Source organism: Hahella sp. CCB-MM4 (assembly GCF_002260525.1).
Classification (GTDB): domain Bacteria; phylum Pseudomonadota; class Gammaproteobacteria; order Pseudomonadales; family Oleiphilaceae; genus Hahella.
Genome location: NZ_MRYI01000006.1, coordinates 117,959 through 136,603 on the forward strand (window position 1 = coordinate 117,959; position 18,645 = coordinate 136,603).

Below are 18,645 nucleotides of genomic sequence, written 5' to 3' on the forward strand. Positions count from 1 at the left end.
CTTAGACGCTCTGGATAATCGACTTTAGATTCAGCTGACCACCGGCAAGATAAAGTAGAAGGTGCTGCCATCCTCCTGGTTTGGCCGATAACCTATTTCACCGCCATGTGAATGAATGATTGACTGGCAAAGGGTAAGGCCGATTCCCATCCCTGATTTTTTGGTAGTGAAGAATGGGCTGAACAGACTCTCCCGATACTCCTCTTTCACCCCCGGACCGGCGTCGGCAACTTCAAAGCGTACCTTACCGCCCCCTTCTTCAACCTGGACTGAAAACTCGATAACTCCGTCAATCTCAGCCTGCTCCATCGCTTCCATGCCGTTTCGCAACAGATTCAGCGCAACTTGCTGCACCTGAATTTCTTCAACATTCAGATTGGGGAGATCTTCAGCCACCTTGATCACCAGTTCAATACCATGTTCCTTGGCTTCTATTTCGGCCAGTTCGATAATATCCTGCGCCAACTGCGCTCCGCTGACGATTTCCTTGCCTTGCAAAGGTTTTTTCACAAAGTCGCGAATATGCTGAATGACCTGACTGGCCCGTAAGCACTGGCTTTCAATTTTCTCAAGTGTGCTTGTCATGGATTCCCTGTCCAGGTTTTCAGCCTTGGAAATCCTGGCAGCGAGCCGAACATAGTTAACAATCGCCGTTAACGGTTGATTTACCTCGTGCGCGATACCTGCGGCCATTTCCCCCATCATACTCAAACGGGAAACATGGGCCAGCTGAGCCCTTTGAGCATCCAGACTCTGACGAGCTCGCTCCAGCTCCTGCTCCTGCTCAAGCTCTTCACTGATATCATGAAATACCACCACTGCATGCGTAGAGAAGCTGCCTGACTTGGTGGAAGCTGCACTGAAGGCCACCGGGAAAACCGTTCCTCCCGGCCTGGAAAACACCGCATGACCAATTTTCAGCGACTCGCCATTGGTGAGCACCCTTTGCAGACGCTCGGTAATGCGATCGAGATCGTACTCGTTATCGCCCTCAGGGATATGGCTGTGATTAAAATGCAGATTGGCAAAGCTTTGCCCAAGCAACTCACTTTCTTCGCAGCGATTCATACGACAGGCCGCTGGATTGGCAAATATGATCTGCCCTTTGCGATTGAGGCCATATATGCCCTCACTCATCGCTTCCAATATGCTGGTCTTGTCGGTTTGCAGCTCAAGGTTTTTCCATTCGAGCTGTTGCTCAAGACGATGAATCTTTAAATGAGTTTCAACCCTGGCAATAACTTCCTTGATCTGGAAAGGCTTGGAAATATAGTCGACACCGCCTGCATCAAAACCGATAACCTTGCTATCGGTATCATCCAACGCAGACAGAAAGATAATTGAAGAGCGGGCGGTTTCCGGGTCCTGCTTAAGAACGCGACAAACCTCGAATCCGTCCATACCAGGCATCATGACATCCAGCAATACCAGATCCGGATGAGACTTTTTAACGATGCTGACCGCTTTTTCACCGCTATCGGCTACAAGCAGCTTGTAGCCACGACCATCAAGAGTCTCATAGAGGATCTTTAAATTAGCAGGATTGTCATCGACCAGCAGTATTTGATCTTGACGGGAAACCTTCTTGATCACGTTAATTGCTGCTGTCGCCATATACCACCGATTTTTTGCCTGGACTTGCGACTATAGTCAGCGCTCCAGGCACGAAGTATACGCGAAAACACCTATGCAATATGGCTATTGATTCAGGAACAGTCATTCAAAAGACTTATCCCAATGGAATTAGCCGCGAACGGCCAACACCATCTGGACCAACTGCGCCAATGAGTGAGTTCCCATTTTCTGCATCACTCTTGAACGATGAATTTCAACCGTTCTTTGGCTGATATCGAGTTCGATGGCAATAACCTTGTTGGCATTTCCCTCGATCATCATGTCCATAATTTCTCTCTCTCTGGGCGTCAGAGACTCGATTCGTTGCTGCAGTTTTTCCTTATACTTCAGCGCTTCCTGCTGCTCGGCATCCATCGTCAATGCCTGCTTCACCTTATCCAGTAAATCCTCTTCCCGGTATGGTTTCTGGACAAAGTCGACAGCGCCCAGTTTCATGGCCTCCACCGCCATGGCAACATCTCCATGACCGGTGACAAAAATCACGGGAATCGCACAGCCCATTTCCAACAGCTTCTTGTGCAGCTCCATTCCCGTCATCCCAGGCATCCGTATATCCAGAATGAGACAACCTGACAGCGAGACCACATCTTCTTCCAAAAACGCATGGGCACTCTCATACCCTTTGGTCGCATACCCTTCTGCCTTCAACAGCAAAAGCAACGAATCTCTTACTGGTTCGTCATCTTCAACAACATACACGGTCTGGTTGAGTTCGCTCATTAAAACTTCCCCGGCTATCTTTTTTATCTTTTGCGTCGAGAAACGCCAGCTTTCATTCAGGATCCTTTGACCCGGAATAGTTTGATTAAAATTCTTACCTTAAGCTTACACTTACATATTTATTTAACACATAATCCCGATACTGCCCATTATGCATGCAGGGATTTTCGCCCGATCCATAGGCAATTCCTTCTCTGGAGCTCTATTTTGGCTGTGATGCAGCCATCAATAGATTCAAGGCTGTGGTTCAGCCATCAGCAGACCAGGGTCGAGTCTCGTCTGAAACCAGTTAATCCGCCAATCCAAATGTGGACCGGTAGCTCTTCCCGTAGCCCCCACCAGGGCAATGACATCTCCCTGATTAACCATCTGCCCCTTCTCCACCAGAATTTTGTCCAGGTGAATGAAAGTTGAAGTAATTCCATATCCATGGTCCACGATCAGCGTACCACCGGAAAAAAACATATTATCATGCACCAGCACAACCTTCCCGGACGCAGGAGCAACAACCTCCGCTCCACGTGGCGCAGCGATATCCAATCCAAAATGAGGACGCCTGGGCTCCCCGTTGTAATACCTCTGACTTCCATAGACCCCGGTAATGGGTCCTTTGGCTGGCCAGATAAATGTCTCCAGAAAAGACTTCAGTGTGGAAAATTGTCCGCGAGCCCCTGAAACCAGGGCATTCTCCTCACGGATCCGCTTCAGATCATCCTCATTCGGGGACATGATCTTCTTGGAAATACCTTCGATATACTGGATATCATAGTCCCTGGCCTTGATTGCCAGTGCTTTTTGCTCCTGAACACCGTCAGGATAAATCACTTTCAAGTCATGATCCGCTTCGGCATCACGACCGAAGCCAAATACGAAGTGCCCATCCGAAGTGAGCTCAAGGGATTTGCCGTCCAGCCATACCTGACTACCGGGAGGAGCCTGTCCAATTATCATCCCCCCCTGAACCAGCTTACCTTCCAGGGCCAGCGTATTGTCTTGAAATTCATCCGCTGACCAGGCGTTTTGGGCAAACACAGACAATCCAAGTGCAGCCCCAAGAAAAACCGATAACAATCTCACCATAAAATGACCCAGGTCGAGTGAATGTAAGTACCTGGTAATATAATAATTACTCTCAGCCCACAGCATCATAACGGTAGTACTCCGCAGGTCAAACAGGTAAAGGTCTATTTACGGGGAAATACGGGAAATTTACTAGTTGCAATCACCGTAAAGCTATCTGTCGGCATGCGAGTTACCAGAAATTGGCTAATGGACTACCAGATATTGCCTGGCTGGCAACCAGATATTGAAGAGATGGATATCTGCAAATGAGGGACCGGTCACCAAAATGAGCAGTTGTCATATGAGTTATAATCAACTCAGTAACACCATGGGAACCTGCGGGAGCCTGCTATGAATACTGCGACACCTCCGGAGTTTTATCCTACCCAGTATTGGCACGAGTTGGAGGATGGACGAATACAATGCGATGTCTGCCCCAGAGCCTGCAAGCTCAGAGAAGGACAACAGGGCTTATGTTTTGTCAGAGCCCGCCACGATAATGCCGTTGTATTGACCAGCTACGGCCGCTCAAGCGGCTTTTGTATTGATCCAATTGAAAAGAAACCCCTGAATCACTATCTACCCGGCACGCCGGTACTTTCCTTTGGCACGGCAGGTTGCAACCTCGCCTGTAAGTTCTGCCAGAACTGGGACATGAGCAAGTCTCGGGAAATGGATACCCTGGCAGATCAGGCCATGCCGGAAGAGTTGGTAAAGACGGCTCTGGCTTATGATTGTCGCAGCATTGCCTTTACCTACAATGATCCTGTGATATTCATGGAATATGCCATGGATGTGGCCGATCAGTGCCACCAACACGATCTCGCCGCTGTGGCTGTCACCGCAGGATATATGTGCGCCAAGCCCAGAGAAGAATTCTTCCGTCATATGGACGCAGCCAATGTTGACCTGAAAGCCTTCACTGAAGATTTCTATCACAAAACCTGCGGCGGTAGCCTTGCTGACGTACTGGACACCCTGCTCTACCTTAAACATGAAACCTCCGTCTGGTTCGAGATCACCACATTACTGATTCCCGGCCACAATGACTCCAATGAAGAATTGGAGAAAATGAGCCAATGGATCGCCGAAAAGCTTGGACCCGATATACCTCTGCACTTTTCAGCCTTTCATCCGGACTGGAAAATGATGGACACCCCGGCCACTCCACCTACCACCTTGACGAGAGCACGTGAAATCGCCATGAAACAGGGGCTGCATTATGTCTATACGGGCAATGTGCATGACAGTAAGGGCGGTAGCACCTGGTGCCCGAACTGCCACCAATGCCTGATAGAAAGAGACTGGTACCAGTTGGGAGCCTGGAACCTGGACAACCATGGATGTTGCAATCAGTGTGGCACCCGAATCCCCGGCCGCTTTGAATCCGAACATGGTCATTGGGGACCACGCAGGCTGCCGGTAGCCATTCACCGACATTGAGAAAAACAGATATTGACGTCGTTTCGCCGGCTGCCAACTCCGGGTATTATTCGCGCCTGATGCAAAGTTCGGGAAAGCCATGAAGCCGTTAGCCGCCAATTGCGACTCACTCAGCACAAGCTATGACATAGATGATGGACACATGGATCTCATCTGCCCGGTTATCGACGAATCTGGTGCGGATATCTATGACACCCTGGAAAACACTTTGAGTTGGCGCAGAGACAGTATCCGCGTTAGAGGGAACCTGGTGGAAATTCCGAGGCTTCAAGCCTGGTATGGAGAGGCACATTGTTTTTATACCTATTCGGGTCTGACGCTCGCCCCCGAACCTTTCCCCCCTGTTCTGGACAGACTCAGAAACATTGCCCAGGATCTGGCCAAGGCCCCTTTTAACTGCGTACTTTGCAATTGGTATCGGGATGGTCGTGACAGTGTCGGTTGGCATTCAGATAATGAGCCTGAGCTGGGCATCAATCCGGTCATTGCCTCATATTCTTTCGGGGCGACACGCCGATTCCTGATAAAACCCAAGAAAGGCCGGCTACGCGCCTCAGCAATCGAATTGCCCCACAACTCGCTGCTGATTATGAGTGGTGCCATGCAGCATCACTGGAACCATCAGGTACCAAAAACAGAAAAACCTGTCGGTGGGCGTATCAACCTGACTTTCCGATACATCCAGGATAAATAATACTTATTGGGCAACCAGATTCAGGATACAAACCAGTAGCCGCCATTTAGAAGACGGCATATCAGACAGAAAGCTGATAGACGACAAGTAATCTTACAAATTGAGGAGCCGAAGTGGCTGAGGAATTATACCGGTCCCGTCTGCGACAAAAGCTGTACATCATTATTTTTCATGCCAACACCCCCATGGGTAAAGCGTTTGATATTGCTTTGATCGCGGGCATTATGATCAGTGTTTTTACGGTCATGCTGGATAGTGTTCAGGAACTGCACACCCAGTATGGCAGATGGTTTGCTGTGACAGAGTGGGTCTTTACGATTCTGTTCACCATTGAATACCTGGTCAGAATTTACTGCATTGAACGCCCGGTCAGGTACATCTTCAGTTTTTATGGGGTGGTGGATCTTCTCTCCATACTCCCCAGTTATTTGAGCCTGCTGCTGCCCGGCAGCCAGTACTGGCTGGTCGTCAGAATACTCCGAGTTCTGAGGGTTTTCAGGATTCTGCGACTGGCCCGATATGTCTCCCAGGCAAATTTACTGATGCATGCCATTCGTCAGAGCCGTCAGAAAATCACCGTATTTTTCTTTTCCGTAATGGTGCTGGTTATTGTCTTTGGTTGTGTGATGTACATGATCGAGACTCCCGAAGACGGTTTTACCAGCATCCCGAGAAGTATCTACTGGGCCATCGTCACACTGACGACTGTTGGCTATGGCGATATTTCTCCCCGCTCCGATCTTGGACAAGCGGTTGCTGCACTGGTCATGCTGATGGGTTATGCCATTATTGCCGTTCCCACCGGAATTTTTACGGCTGAGCTGTCAAATGTTTTAAGGGGTGATGTATTGCGCCAGGACTGCCAGCGCTGCCTGAAGTCAGTGCATGACAAAGATGCTGTGTACTGCAGTCGGTGTGGGGAAAAACTGGTACCGCAGGAAGCCTAGCGCCTCTCCGTGCCCCCTTCGACTCGTTCAGAGAGAAGGGGGCTTCTATCAACCCGGAGTGGGATTGAATCAGAAATGGCACTCAATCAGAAATGATGTCCAATCAGGAGTGACGTTTCCGATCCAGTGCGGCAAGTTGCTTCAGGCGCTGCTGAACCATTCCGAACACCGTGTTCTTGGCATAGGTTCCTTTGTCGTTCGGATGCCCAACCTTGAGGCCCGTCAATAGCTCAATGGCTTCCGCCACAGTAGAAACAGAATAGATCACAAACTGCTTCTTCTGGCAGGCATCCAACACCTTCTGGTTAAGCATCAGGTTGCTGACATTCTGATCAGGAATAATCACGCCCTGGGTACCGCTCAATCCTTTAATGCAGCAGGTTTCGAAGAAACCTTCTATTTTCTCGTTCACCCCGCCGACCGGCTGCGCTTCGCCAAACTGGTTCATTGAGCCGGTAATGGCCAGACTCTGCTTGATCGGCACATCAGCGATCGAGGAAATCAGGGCGCAGAACTCTGCCATGGAGGCACTGTCGCCATCCACCTGGTTATACGATTGTTCGAAGGTGATACTTGCGCTTAACTTGATCGGCTCTGTCTTACCAAAGGTCGAAGCCAGATAAGACGACAATATCATCATCCCCTTCGAGTGAATGGCTCCGGCAAGCTTAACATCCCGCTCAATATCGATAACTTCCCCACTGCCGTAGGCGGTGGTTGCGGTTACCCGACTCGGCACGCCAAACTCATGATCACCGGTATGCAATACCGATAATGCATTGATCTGCCCCACCTTTTCTCCCACGGTGGCTAACAAGGTTGAGCCATCACGAATGCTGTCAAAGACCTTGTCCCGGATTCGGCTGGAACGGAATTCCGCACTGTCCAAAGCCTTATCCACATGTTCAGCATGCAGCATCTTGGCATTGGCTTCCCGAGCCCAATAATTACTTTCCCGCAGCAGATTGGCGATATCCGCCGCATGCAAAGACAACCGATTCTGGTCCTCAGCCACTCGTGAACTATGCTCAATGATCCGCATCAGAGCCTTGCGATCACAGTGCAACAGGTTTTTGTCCTGGATCAGCGAAGTAATGAATCGCGCATAAAGCTTCTGGGTTTCCGGTGTTCGCTCAATTTCGCTTTCAAAATCAGCAACAACCTTAAACAGCTCGCTGAAGTCCGGATCATACTGTTGCAGCAGCAAATAGGTATCGCGGTCACCAAACAGAACGATCTTCACTTCAAACGGCATGGCTTCGGGCTCAAGCGAAATGGTTCCGGACAAAGTCAATTCTTTCTCCAGGGTATTGATCGCCACATTGCCTGAACGCAAAGCCCGCTTGATGCCATCCCAGACAAAAGGCTGTTCGAGCACCTTAATGGCATCCATCAGCAGATACCCGCCATTGGCCCGATGCAGTGCCCCTGGTCGAATCAGGGTGAAATCGGTGAATACAGTACCTTTATAGGTTACGCTTTCCACGGCTCCGAACAGATTGTTATAGGTGGGATTATCTTCCACGACAATCGGCGCATGGCCGGTAGAGTCATGGTGCACCATCACGTTGATCTGATATCTCCGCGGCAACTTGTTATCCATGGTTGCCGCCGCAAGAGCCGCCTGCTCTTCCCCGTCTTCCAGGAACACTTCGACATTCTTCAGAATGTCGGCCTGAACACTCTCAAGATGGGAGACCACTTCCTGATACTGAGAATATTTTTTGACCAGATTGTCAATCAGGTGCTCAGAAACGGCCAGAGCCACTTCTTCATTGAGCCCCTGCTGTTTATCCGCATACTCCTGCTCCCACTGACTGAGCTTGCGTAGCACCGTTCTCAGACGTTTCTCAAGCTTGTTGATGGCATCTTCGAACTCCTGCTGCTTAGTCTCCGGCAATGCCGCAAAGGTTTCGGCGTCATATGGGTTCTCACCATCAGTGGCCACCAGACGATAACCGCCCGGAGTGGTGATTGTCAGGCTGACATTCTGCTTCTTCGCCGCGTTAGCCACTCTGGCCAGGGCCTTTTCCTGCTTCTGGGCCAGCTCATTCTTCAGCTGTTCAGAACGCTCATAGTAGGACTCATTATCGAATGCCTGGGGAACCCCCTTCTGCAGACGAGTCAGCAACTGTTCGATATCTTTCTTAAGCGGCATCCCCACACCGGCGGGCAAACGCAACACTTTAGGAGAGCGCACATCATCGAAATTGTTGACGTAACACCAGTCGCTGGCCACTGAGTCGGATCGTTTCTTCTCCAGATAGCGCATAATCATGGTGCGCTTACCCAATCCATTACGCCCGGTGGCGTATATGTTGTAACCGCTATCCATCATGGAAATGGCAAATTGCACGGCATCCTGCGCCCGGGTTTGCCCGAGAATACCTTCTAACGGTTCAAGATTACGGGTGGAGTTGAAATTAAAGTCTTTGGTCAAACAAGGCTTATACAGTCTTGACAGCGGTAGGGCTTTGGCAGACTTCATCATGTGATATACAAACGTCCGGTTAGAAATCGTTTTTCAGGGAGATACTCAGTACCCGGCATAGCTGAAAATCTATTTACAAACAAACCTGAAATTTACAGCAAGCGGTACTGGCTTTCGGTGCAGTGTAACGAATTCGACATGACGTAAAAACCAGTTTTGAAAGCAACCTGGGATGAAATACTCGCATCTTGCGCCTTTTTCGAGCAAAATTTAATCATTCCTGCCTGTTATCACCAAAAGTGTTAACAGGCAGCGATTAAAGAAAATATGGATCTGGTCGATAACTGAACAAAAGATCCAATTTTTCTAAAGATGAATTGAGATATTTAATTACGACATACAGGGCGTGGATAAACCAGGGTTTAATTAACGCGCAGCAGATACATTAACCAGTTCGAGTTTTCTATAAAAAATACAATGTCAGATCTCGATAGAAACTGTGTAGGCGATAAGAAACCTGAATGAAACGGCGGCAATGTGCAGTGACGACTGACCGCCAGGTTGATTAGAGTAAATGAAGGACTAGCCAACATGATTAATATCGATTCAAGAAACAAGCCTCTCACCCAACCCAGCTCGCCAAATTTGCAACAGGCAAAACAGGTTGAGTCCACCCCGACACAAGCGCCTATCAGAGAAAGCCTACCCAGTGATCGGCGTCTGGTACCTGATCGCCGCCGTAGACAAGACCCGGAATATAAAGGCAGCGAAAGAAGAAAACGCAAAGATCGCAGAAAACCAGAGCTGCTGAGCGCGAAAGATGGTTCCCCCGAAAGCATTTCGCAGAGACGTGGAAGATTAATTAACACTTCTGTGTGACAAGTCACAGTTTTTACATTAAATTTTACTCTCGCCGGTTATTACCGATGGTAATGTATAAGGGGTATCCCTTATCTGGTGGTTTCTGTACAATGTAAAACCCTGTCAGTAACGGTCCGGCAGTGATAGAGGCACCTGACAGGGAAAATGGAATAAAAACAATACTAAGCACTCTTGAGGCTATGCGAGATTGTATTTTCCAGCGCCACTTTGAGCGGCGTATCAAAACGAGACATAAAGCACCATTCCTAACGGTGACGGCGAACTTTGTCGGACTCTTCAGCCGTAGCCGTCAGCCTTTAAAGGTTAAATGTATCGACTTTAACCGGTATGGAATGGCCATTCTCAGTGATCAGAGACTGAAGCCTGGTGATAAGCTGGAATTCAGCTTTCGGGGTCGGTATATCACCGAAGACGGAATACAGGGAACGGTGACCAGCGTGGCTGAGTTGCAGGCACCCTGCCAGAGCTCACATCCAAGACAGATATCTGCAGAATCCTTATCGGGCTATCGCTACGGAATCAGGTTCACCTACTGCCAGTCACCCAAGGAATACAGCCGGGACGTGGACAATGCCATGTCTCGAATAGAAGGTCTGTTCGGACAGATCAGCCAGCAAATTCAGCCACAGGCCTCCTGAACGACATTGCTGAATACAGTCAGATGAATTGGTGAATACAGTCAGATGAATATCAAGGGCTTGATACTTGCCGGCGGTGAAGGCTCAAGAGCCGGAGGCAGGGACAAAGGTCTCCTGAAATGGCGCGGAATCCCTCTGGCCAGCCACATTGCTGAGGCAATGGGTGCCACCTGTCAGGACATCCTGATCAGCTGTAATCGTCATCTGGACGAATACAGCGCCATTACCCCTCATTGTTTCCAGGATATAGACACGTCAATCAAAGGCCCCCTGGCCGGATTGTTCACTGCCTGGCATTACTTTCCTGACAGCTGGTTTCTGATTTCTGCCTGCGACACCCCCATGCTGACAATGGAATACAGCCGACGTATGTGCTCATCTCTGCCCAAGGGTAACGCACAGGTCGCCTGGGACGGCGAAAGACGACAATACCTGCACTGCCTGTTAAGACCAGAGAGTTATCCTGTTCTGAAGGAATACCTGGAAAATGGCGGCAAAAATGTCCGTGGATGGCTTGAATTGCTGGAGCCGGAACTGGTTGATTTTTCTGATTGCCCGCAGCTGTTCACCAATATCAATACGCTGCAACAGCTGGACGAACTGGATCAGGCATAACCGGCTCTCTCATCAACGCACGAGGCCGGTACTTTATCTAAATTGCTATGCCACTTCTAAATTGCTATGCCACATCGAAAGCCTATGCCACAGCCCGCGTTGAGTCAGCCCCGATCAATATCCCACTTGTCGGCCCGTTCGCTATCCTTATCCCGCGCTTCTACCCAGTGTTCTCCCTGACTCGTCAGCTCTTTCTTCCAGAATGGCGCATCCACTTTCAGATAATCCATAATGAACTCGCAGGCAGCAAAAGCTTCTGCCCGGTGGGCCGACGTAGTGATCACCAAAACAATCTGATCCCCGGACATCAACCGTCCAATCCTGTGAATTATGGTGATGCCTTCCAACTCCCAGCGACGGCAGGCTTCTTCGGCAATATTGCCAAGAGACTTTTCTGTCATGCCCGGATAATGCTCTAACTCCAGGCCAGTGACCTCAGGACGTTCACTAAAATCCCGGACATAACCGACAAAGCTGCAGGAAGCCCCTACCCCGTGATCCTTTCCAACCAACCGGTCAACTTCCCCTCCCAGATCAAAATCATTTGGGGTTACTTCAATGCGGATATTTTTGGTCATGGAAGGCTTCTCTCGGAATTTGCGTTCAATTTCACTATCCTAACCCCAACTTTTCCGGGAACCAAATCTGATGACTTACAGCCTGTTAAAAAGCATCCACCTAATCTGCGTCACCCTGACCATCTTATTATTTACCCTGAGATACTATTGGATGCTCACTGACAATGCTTTGTTATTGAAGCCTCTCGTTCGGGTTCTCCCACATATTGTCGATACACTTCTGCTTCTCAGCGCCATTGGACTGGCGTTATTGCTGGTGCAGTATCCTCTGGTCAACCACTGGCTGACAGCCAAGGTCATAGGATTGGTTGGATATATTGTTCTGGGAACTGTGGCACTTAAGCGGGGGAAAACAAAAAGAACCCGGGCAATGGCCGGGATAGGCGCCTACCTTTGCGTTGCCTATATTATCAGCGTGGCAGTTACTAAAAACCCCTGGCTGATCTGAGGCCCGACGACAACTTCAGGCCTCAATACAGGCAATCTAAAGCACCAGAAGACTTATCACACCACACCGGATTAACCGGCATCAATAACGGTCGTTCTGATGATCGTCAGGTGTACGGTCTTCTTCGTGCGGCGGTTTGACATAGAACCGATTCTGATCAATTTCCTTGTGATCCGGATCGGCGTATTTATTCTGCATCTTGTTCTTGCGAATCCATACAGCAGCTATGGCAATAACCGCAATAAGCAATACCCATTTCAGCATGAGAACCTCCCTTGGCTCCGGTAACAATTCAACACCCTTCCTTCCCTGGGGATGTCACTGGGGCCGGTTAGTTTTCAGCCCCTCTACATATAAAAACACCACCCGACTCAAAGTGCAAACCAAGCAGCCGAGCAACAATAGCGAAGAGTCTATCTATTTGCCTGAGCCGGCTCGCTATTTGCCTGTACCAGCTCAAACAAGGCTTGAGAAGGCGTCATTAAACTGAACCGCGGACCCTGCATATGGCGCACCGATGCTTTGACGACCAAAGGCACTTTATTTCCTTCAATATCAAATTCAAACAGCAGATCTTCCTCTTCTCCATCACTGAGGCCTTCAGCCAGAGATATCGCAGACTGAACGCTGTCCGGAGATAAGATCGCTCCGGCCTTTTCTCCCAGTTGATGCAGATAGTTTTCCAATTGGTCGAGTGAGATATTTAAATCTGTCTGGTACATGGCGACTCCCGCAGTACTTATTATTCGTTGTTCCTTCATCCGGAGCTTTTATCTCCGAACACATATCCTTTATCTCATGACAATTACAGCTACAGACGACTGTTGCTGGCTATTACTACTGTTGCTAACTATTACTACTGTTGCTAACTATTACTATAGCCTCTGGAAGCAATTTATTATTGATTCCGCTCAATTTGCAGAGACTGTGCATTGGGAGCCCCACAGGATCCTATTAAACTCCCGATCCAAAGCTCGCAATTGCTGGCTCAACTGTTCCCGATCAATACTCTCGCCAACGGCAATATCCGTGACAATTTCTTCCTTCAACGGGAAACGGGGTATTACCCGCAGAGAATAATCACGACAGTTCCGTGAAGTTTTCACCTGAGCAGAATAACAGTAGCCGTATATCTCCCCAGGTAGCGGGTCACATCGGAGCAGACTAATACACTCCGCAGCCTGCCCCCCCAAGGAATCAGCATATAATTGCACTTCCACACAATCGGCGGGAATTTCCCCCAGGTGCACCTGCACACTGATGTCGAATCCCTCGGGACTTATAGAAACTTCGGATTCACCAAAGTGAATTTCATTCCAGTACCGCAATAACTGACTCTGCCAGGCAAGAATTTCGCGGGCTAGACGCCCCTGATCACTTTCTCTCAACCTCAGTGCCAGACTGGCTGGTTGGTATAACCGGGTCATGTATTCTCTGACCATACGATTGGCACTATATTCCGGCGCCAGCAACGCCATACTGTTACGCATCCGGCCGATCCATTTTCTCGGAAGCCCGTCTCGTTCACGGGAATAGAACTGAGGGACCACTTCATTTTCAAGGATATCGAACAGCATCTCGGTTTCTTTCCGGTCCTCCAGTTCAATATCCTCTTCACGTCCATCCCCGACCGCCCAACCAACGTCTTCCGTGTAGGCTTCAGCCCACCATCCATCAATTTCGGACAGATTGAGACCACCGTTCACCAACACCTTCATACCACTGGTGCCGCAGGCTTCCCAAGGGCGCCTCGGCGTGTTTATCCAGACATCTACCCCTCTGACCATTTCCTGGGCCAGGGAAATATCATAGTCCTCCAGCAATACGGCGCGCCCCTCGACATCACTTCGCCGCATGAACCTGGCCCATTGCTGCAGCATCTTTTTGCCTTCCATATCCCTTGGATGGGCTTTTCCTGCAACCACAATCTGCACCGGGCGCTCACTGTTCGACAGGATACGGGCCAGTCTTTCCGGCTGTCTAAGCAACAAATTAGGACGTTTATAGTTCGTAAACCTACGCGCAAATCCCAGAGTCAGCGCATTGGGATCAAGCACACACTGTGCACGCTCCAATTCCTCATCCGATCCGCCTTTACGGGATAACTCATAGGTATAGCGCTGTCTTGCATAAGTCACCAGATCCTGCCGCTGACGGCAACGAAAGGTCCACAGTGCTTCATCCTCAATTTTATTAACCGCTTCCGTCAGATTCTCCTGCACCCCAAGCCAACGATCCTTACCGGCGGCTTCAGTCCACAGAGTATCCGCCCACTCCGAATCCCAAGATGGAGCGTGGACGCCATTGGTAACATGGGTAATAGGGATTTCCGCCATCGGCCAGCGGAGAAACATCGGAGCGAACAATTTACGGCTCACTTCACCATGAAGGGCACTGACGCCGTTTACCCACAAACACCCGCGCATGGCCAGATAGGCCATATTAAAAGGTTCATTCTCTGAGTCCCCGTGCAGACGGCCCAGCGACAATAGCGTCTCCATGGGGATACCGGTTTTCTGAATGATCAAACTGCCGTACTCACGGATCAACCCGACATCAAACCGGTCAAAAGCGGCTGCAACAGGAGTGTGCGTTGTAAATACATTTCCAGCACGGGTGATCGCCCAGGCATGTTCTGCGGAAACATCGTGTTTTTTCATATAGGAACGGGCACGCTCAAGTACCACAAATGCCGCATGGCCCTCATTGATATGGCATATGTCGATATCCAGCTCCAACGCTTCAAGGGTTCGCCATCCCCCGACTCCCAGAACGATCTCCTGCAATAGGCGGATTTCCTCGCTGCCACCATATAATTGGGCAGTAATACCACGGTCAACCGGTGTATTGAGTGGATGGTTGCTATCCAGAAGATACAGTGTGACTTTCCCTACCCTGGCCTGCCACACCCTCAACAATAAAGATCGGCCGGGGAGCTCTATCGATACCTGCAGCCATTCGCCGGAGTTTCTGTACACCGGCTCGACAGGAAGTGTGGAAGGGTCACATAGAGGATAAAACTCCTGTTGCCAGCCTTCCGAATCCAGCATCTGACGAAAATACCCCTGCTGGTATAGCAGACCGATACCCACGACAGGCACCTGAAGATCACTGGCACTTTTCAGATAATCCCCGGCCAGAATGCCAAGCCCGCCCGCATAAAGCGGTAACGCTTCTCCGATACCAAACTCCATACTGAAATAGGCCACGCCCTTCAGTCTGGAATCAGGAAAGTACTCGGGAAACCAGCCTTTGCGCTCCAGGTAACGCTTACGCTCCTTCAGTACGTCTTTAAGACGTTGGGTGAACCCGGTGTCTTCCGCCAGTTCCTGCAAGCGTTGCTGGCTGATACTTTGCAGAATCACATAGGGATTTTTGGTTAACTCCCAGATGTCAGTATCCAGAGAGTTCCATAACTCGTCTCCCGCATGACTCCAGGTCCAGCGCAGATCTGCCGCCAGCTCCACCAGCCCCTCCAGAGATTCAGGAAGATCCGCAATAAGATGGGTGATAGAACGTCTTTTATCTTGCATGATGCAGCTTCTGTCCAAGCATTTCCGGGGTTACCAGCACAACACCTTTGTCACTGACATAAAAGCGTTGGCGGTCCTCGTCGGGATTCTCTCCTATGACGGTTCCATCCGGCACGAATGCCCGTTTATCAATCACCGCATTCCGTATGCGGCACCCATGACCAATAACCACGTCGGGAAGAATCACGGAATTTTCCACGACGGAATCGGATTCCACCCGCACGTTACTGAATAGCAGAGAGTGTTTGATATAGGCACCGGATATGATACATCCTCCGGAGACCATGGAATCCGCCGCCACGCCACGCTGCCCGTTGTCACTGAATATGAATTTGGCCGGTGGAGTCTGTTCCTGATAGGTCCAGATCGGCCATTCTTTGTCATACAGGTTAAGGTCCGGGGTAACATCAATCAGCTCCAGATTGGTTGCCCAATATGCATCAATGGTTCCCACATCACGCCAGTAGGCCTGCTTGCCCATCGCTTCGCGAAACGGGTAGGCAAATACCCGGTAATCATGGATCAGCGAGGGAATGATATCCTTGCCGAAATCATGCTCAGAGTTCGGCTTATCCGCGTCTTCCAATAATTGACGCAGCAGAAAGCCAGTACTGAACACATAAATGCCCATACTGGCCATCGCCAGGCCGGGTTGATCAGGAATAGGCTCGGGATCATCAGGTTTTTCCACAAACCGCTCGATCCTTCGCTCATCATTGATACTCATTACCCCGAACGCACCTGCCTGCTCCAGGGGAACTTCAATACACCCGACCGTCACATCAGCGCGATTTTTCACATGCTGGGCCAGCATGGGACCGTAGTCCATTTTGTAAATATGGTCACCAGCCAATATCAATACATAGTCTGGGTAATGTCCCTGGATGATATCGATATTCTGGTACACCGCATTGGCCGTTCCCAGATACCAGTTGCTCTCCAAGCGTTGCTGGGCCGGGAGCAGCTCAACAAATTCGCCGAACTCTCCACGCAGAAACCCCCAGCCTTTCTGCACATGGCGAATCAGGGAGTGGGCTTTATATTGGGTTAGCACGCCGACCCGGTGAATACCCGAGTTCACGCAATTGGAGAGGGGAAAATCGATAATTCGGTATTTGCCGCCAAAAGGGACGGCAGGCTTGGCTCGCCAGTCGGTCAGATTCTTGAGTCGGCTGCCCCGTCCTCCTGCCAGAACCAGGGCAAGTGTTTTCTTGGTTAATCGACTAACCAGTCGTTCAGTGGAATTGAATGTCATTCGTTGATCTCGTCCAAAGTCATCCTGAAGTACTGTCGATCAGCCATGTGAAAGCGCTGATCCGGTTTCGATGAGTTGACCACTGACTAACCCACCGTTACCCCTCCTGCATGATTAAATGAGGATTATTTCAGGTATGGCAAACAAAAAGCGCTTGATCAAGCCGCAATCAGATCGTCAGGTAACAGTTTGATGCAATCATCTTCGCTGCTGTCCCACATAAGCCCTGCCCGGCCATCGGTTGTATGGACCACCAATCCATACATGATGCAGTCTTCAGGCATCAGCGTTTTACCATCAGCATCTTTTTGGTAGGAGTAGACTGAGTGCGGGAAAATGACTTTGACGAAGTCCCCTTCAGGTAACCGGCCTTCAGAATCTTCCAGTCCAATTCCCCCCTCACTGATGTTGAGAACCTTGAAGTCCCCAAGTGATTGAGACGCGTCCCTTAATCTGACGGTGAAATTCACACGGTTTCTGATATCCAACCTGTGCTCCATAGTATCGCCCCTAACTATGACAATTTTTATTATGTGATGATGAAAGTGACAATTGTCCGGCGATTACTTCGCAGCCTACTGCGACAACTGAGTTGTTTAATTTTCAACCACAGCCAAAATATTTTTCTTGTCGCATGTCAACTATACGACCTATATCAGCAAATTGTCATATTGCCTGCGGATCTCAATATGAACAGTTTGCCTTTTCCAAGCCACGAATTCGGAAACGGCCCCATCAGCAGATTCTTGGCAATGGATCACTATAGCGCCAGTCCACCAGACGCTGCCCCCCGAAACAGGTATTCAAACTGACCATGCCTGCGTTCTCGGCCTGCACCTCCCCAATAATCGAGGCATTCTGCCCCATGGGATGCGAGCGCATCGCTGCCAACAGTTTGTCTACCTCACCAGAAGGGCAAAAAGCCAGAAGCTTCCCCTCATTCGCGATATAGAGTGGATCAAGCCCCAATAGCTCAGATACCGCCTGAACAGCCGGAGAAATGACCAGGGAACTTTCCTCCAGGACCATTCCCAGCCCCGTCTGTTGCGCCAGCTCATTCAGAGTAGCGGCAACTCCGCCGCGGGTAGGGTCACGCATACACCGAATACCGGGAACCGACTTCAGCATGGCAGAAACTAAAGTATGCAGCGGTTGGGAATCCGACTGCAAATCGGTATCAAACGTCAGATTTTCCCGTTGCGAAAGAATCGCAATACCATGGTCTCCAATCGAGCCGTTTATCAAAATCCTGTCGCCGGGTTGAATATTCCGGGGCTCCATATCAATGCCGTCAGGCACCATCCCGATGCCGGTCGTATTGATGTATAGACCATCCGCATTCCCCTTTTCCACCACTTTGGTATCTCCGGTAACTACCGGAACTCCGGCTTCCCGGGAGGCCCTGGCCATAGAGCGGACAACGCGCTCCAGGTCAGCCAGCGGGAACCCTTCCTCGATGACAAATCCTGCTGAGAGATACAACGGGCGTGCACCTGACATTGCCACATCATTAATCGTTCCGTGAACGGACAAAGCCCCGATATCACCACCGGGAAAAAATAGTGGTGATACGACATGACTGTCCGTCGACATGGCCAGCCGACCCGCCGGAACCTGAAACACGGCATGATCCTGTTTCTGCCTTAACCATTGATTATCAAAGTGCTTCAAGAACAGTTGATCGATGAGTTCCGCCATCGCCCTGCCGCCGCTTCCGTGAGCCATTTCGATGACACCATGCTGTAAATCCTGTTTCATACTTTT

General features: G+C 49.9%; 17 protein-coding genes. 6 read left to right on the forward strand and 11 right to left on the reverse strand.

Translation table 11 applies throughout. The annotated features are described in order from the left end of the window. Positions 1 to 30 precede the first annotated feature (30 nt). The 3 genes from BTA51_RS13115 to BTA51_RS13125 form a co-directional block, all read right to left on the reverse strand. On the reverse strand, positions 31 to 1,614 hold the full coding sequence (locus tag BTA51_RS13115; protein ID WP_094707917.1) for a response regulator: 1,584 nt from the start codon (positions 1,612 to 1,614) through the stop codon (positions 31 to 33). A 129-nt stretch (positions 1,615 to 1,743) separates the two neighbouring features. Continuing rightward, complete coding sequence (locus tag BTA51_RS13120; RefSeq protein ID WP_094707918.1) at positions 1,744 to 2,355, reverse strand: response regulator transcription factor; 612 nt, start codon at positions 2,353 to 2,355, stop codon at positions 1,744 to 1,746. A gap of 234 nt (positions 2,356 to 2,589) precedes the next feature. Continuing rightward, positions 2,590 to 3,435, reverse strand: coding sequence for a M23 family metallopeptidase (locus tag BTA51_RS13125; protein ID WP_094708129.1), 846 nt, complete (start codon positions 3,433 to 3,435; stop codon positions 2,590 to 2,592). Positions 3,436 to 3,768: 333 nt separating this feature from the next. On the opposite strand from BTA51_RS13125, the gene amrS reads away from it, so the two are divergent. The 3 genes from amrS (at position 3,769) to BTA51_RS13140 (ending at position 6,501) form a co-directional block, all read left to right on the forward strand. Further along, complete coding sequence (amrS, locus tag BTA51_RS13130; RefSeq protein ID WP_094707919.1) at positions 3,769 to 4,860, forward strand: AmmeMemoRadiSam system radical SAM enzyme; 1,092 nt, start codon at positions 3,769 to 3,771, stop codon at positions 4,858 to 4,860. Positions 4,861 to 4,939: 79 nt separating this feature from the next. Then, positions 4,940 to 5,554, forward strand: coding sequence for an alpha-ketoglutarate-dependent dioxygenase AlkB (locus BTA51_RS13135; RefSeq protein ID WP_094707920.1), 615 nt, complete (start codon positions 4,940 to 4,942; stop codon positions 5,552 to 5,554). Between the two features lie 113 nt (positions 5,555 to 5,667). Next, a complete protein-coding gene (locus BTA51_RS13140) occupies positions 5,668 to 6,501 on the forward strand; it encodes an ion transporter (RefSeq protein WP_094707921.1) in 834 nt (277 codons plus the stop codon). Positions 6,502 to 6,604: 103 nt separating this feature from the next. Here the strand turns inward: BTA51_RS13140 and BTA51_RS13145 are convergent, their stop codons facing one another. Beyond that, the gene (locus BTA51_RS13145; RefSeq protein WP_094707922.1) at positions 6,605 to 8,992 is read right to left on the reverse strand and encodes a Lon protease family protein; all 2,388 of its coding nucleotides are present in this window, start codon (positions 8,990 to 8,992) and stop codon (positions 6,605 to 6,607) included. Between the two features lie 1,001 nt (positions 8,993 to 9,993). Here BTA51_RS13145 and BTA51_RS13155 point away from each other — a divergent pair. Then, positions 9,994 to 10,452, forward strand: coding sequence for a PilZ domain-containing protein (locus tag BTA51_RS13155; RefSeq protein WP_141215590.1), 459 nt, complete (start codon positions 9,994 to 9,996; stop codon positions 10,450 to 10,452). Between the two features lie 45 nt (positions 10,453 to 10,497). Continuing rightward, positions 10,498 to 11,067: a molybdenum cofactor guanylyltransferase MobA gene (gene mobA, locus BTA51_RS13160; protein ID WP_094707925.1), complete on the forward strand. Its 570-nt coding sequence runs from the start codon at positions 10,498 to 10,500 to the stop codon at positions 11,065 to 11,067. 104 nt (positions 11,068 to 11,171) lie between these two features. Here the strand turns inward: mobA and BTA51_RS13165 are convergent, their stop codons facing one another. Then, on the reverse strand, positions 11,172 to 11,645 hold the full coding sequence (locus BTA51_RS13165; RefSeq protein ID WP_094707926.1) for a molybdenum cofactor biosynthesis protein MoaE: 474 nt from the start codon (positions 11,643 to 11,645) through the stop codon (positions 11,172 to 11,174). A gap of 70 nt (positions 11,646 to 11,715) precedes the next feature. Between BTA51_RS13165 and BTA51_RS13170 the strand changes: the two genes are divergently transcribed. Next, positions 11,716 to 12,093 carry a SirB2 family protein gene (locus BTA51_RS13170; protein ID WP_094707927.1) on the forward strand — a complete coding sequence of 126 codons (378 nt, stop codon included), beginning with the start codon at positions 11,716 to 11,718 and terminating at the stop codon, positions 12,091 to 12,093. 81 nt (positions 12,094 to 12,174) lie between these two features. On the opposite strand, the gene BTA51_RS13175 is transcribed toward BTA51_RS13170, so the two are convergent. From BTA51_RS13175 to hypE, 6 genes are all read right to left on the reverse strand, one after another. After that, positions 12,175 to 12,357, reverse strand: coding sequence for a hypothetical protein (locus BTA51_RS13175; protein WP_094707928.1), 183 nt, complete (start codon positions 12,355 to 12,357; stop codon positions 12,175 to 12,177). Between the two features lie 149 nt (positions 12,358 to 12,506). Next, complete coding sequence (locus BTA51_RS13180; protein WP_094707929.1) at positions 12,507 to 12,815, reverse strand: hypothetical protein; 309 nt, start codon at positions 12,813 to 12,815, stop codon at positions 12,507 to 12,509. A gap of 189 nt (positions 12,816 to 13,004) precedes the next feature. Then, positions 13,005 to 15,626 carry an alpha-glucan family phosphorylase gene (glgP, locus tag BTA51_RS13185; RefSeq protein WP_094707930.1) on the reverse strand — a complete coding sequence of 874 codons (2,622 nt, stop codon included), beginning with the start codon at positions 15,624 to 15,626 and terminating at the stop codon, positions 13,005 to 13,007. After that, a complete protein-coding gene (glgC, locus tag BTA51_RS13190) occupies positions 15,616 to 16,881 on the reverse strand; it encodes a glucose-1-phosphate adenylyltransferase (protein ID WP_094707931.1) in 1,266 nt (421 codons plus the stop codon). The genes glgP and glgC overlap by 11 nt, the downstream gene beginning before the upstream one ends. A 158-nt stretch (positions 16,882 to 17,039) precedes the next feature. Next, positions 17,040 to 17,381, reverse strand: coding sequence for a PilZ domain-containing protein (locus BTA51_RS13195; protein ID WP_094707932.1), 342 nt, complete (start codon positions 17,379 to 17,381; stop codon positions 17,040 to 17,042). Between the two features lie 235 nt (positions 17,382 to 17,616). Then, entirely contained in the window at positions 17,617 to 18,639 is a 1,023-nt protein-coding gene (gene hypE, locus BTA51_RS13200) for a hydrogenase expression/formation protein HypE (RefSeq protein ID WP_094707933.1), read from the reverse strand. Positions 18,640 to 18,645 lie beyond the last annotated feature (6 nt).

Bases quoted from the DNA above. Each gene is read 5' to 3' on its own strand.
- BTA51_RS13115 (WP_094707917.1), bottom strand. From the start codon at position 1,614: ATGGCGACAGCAGCAATTAACGTGATCAAGAAGGTTTCCCGTCAAGAT.
- BTA51_RS13120 (WP_094707918.1), bottom strand. From the start codon at position 2,355: ATGAGCGAACTCAACCAGACCGTGTATGTTGTTGAAGATGACGAACCA.
- BTA51_RS13125 (WP_094708129.1), bottom strand. From the start codon at position 3,435: ATGGTGAGATTGTTATCGGTTTTTCTTGGGGCTGCACTTGGATTGTCT.
- amrS (WP_094707919.1), top strand. From the start codon at position 3,769: ATGAATACTGCGACACCTCCGGAGTTTTATCCTACCCAGTATTGGCAC.
- BTA51_RS13135 (WP_094707920.1), top strand. From the start codon at position 4,940: ATGAAGCCGTTAGCCGCCAATTGCGACTCACTCAGCACAAGCTATGAC.
- BTA51_RS13145 (WP_094707922.1), bottom strand. From the start codon at position 8,992: ATGATGAAGTCTGCCAAAGCCCTACCGCTGTCAAGACTGTATAAGCCT.
- BTA51_RS13155 (WP_141215590.1), top strand. From the start codon at position 9,994: ATGCGAGATTGTATTTTCCAGCGCCACTTTGAGCGGCGTATCAAAACG.
- mobA (WP_094707925.1), top strand. From the start codon at position 10,498: ATGAATATCAAGGGCTTGATACTTGCCGGCGGTGAAGGCTCAAGAGCC.
- BTA51_RS13165 (WP_094707926.1), bottom strand. From the start codon at position 11,645: ATGACCAAAAATATCCGCATTGAAGTAACCCCAAATGATTTTGATCTG.
- BTA51_RS13170 (WP_094707927.1), top strand. From the start codon at position 11,716: ATGACTTACAGCCTGTTAAAAAGCATCCACCTAATCTGCGTCACCCTG.
- BTA51_RS13175 (WP_094707928.1), bottom strand. From the start codon at position 12,357: ATGCTGAAATGGGTATTGCTTATTGCGGTTATTGCCATAGCTGCTGTA.
- BTA51_RS13180 (WP_094707929.1), bottom strand. From the start codon at position 12,815: ATGTACCAGACAGATTTAAATATCTCACTCGACCAATTGGAAAACTAT.
- glgP (WP_094707930.1), bottom strand. From the start codon at position 15,626: ATGCAAGATAAAAGACGTTCTATCACCCATCTTATTGCGGATCTTCCT.
- glgC (WP_094707931.1), bottom strand. From the start codon at position 16,881: ATGACATTCAATTCCACTGAACGACTGGTTAGTCGATTAACCAAGAAA.
- BTA51_RS13195 (WP_094707932.1), bottom strand. From the start codon at position 17,381: ATGGAGCACAGGTTGGATATCAGAAACCGTGTGAATTTCACCGTCAGA.
- hypE (WP_094707933.1), bottom strand. From the start codon at position 18,639: ATGAAACAGGATTTACAGCATGGTGTCATCGAAATGGCTCACGGAAGC.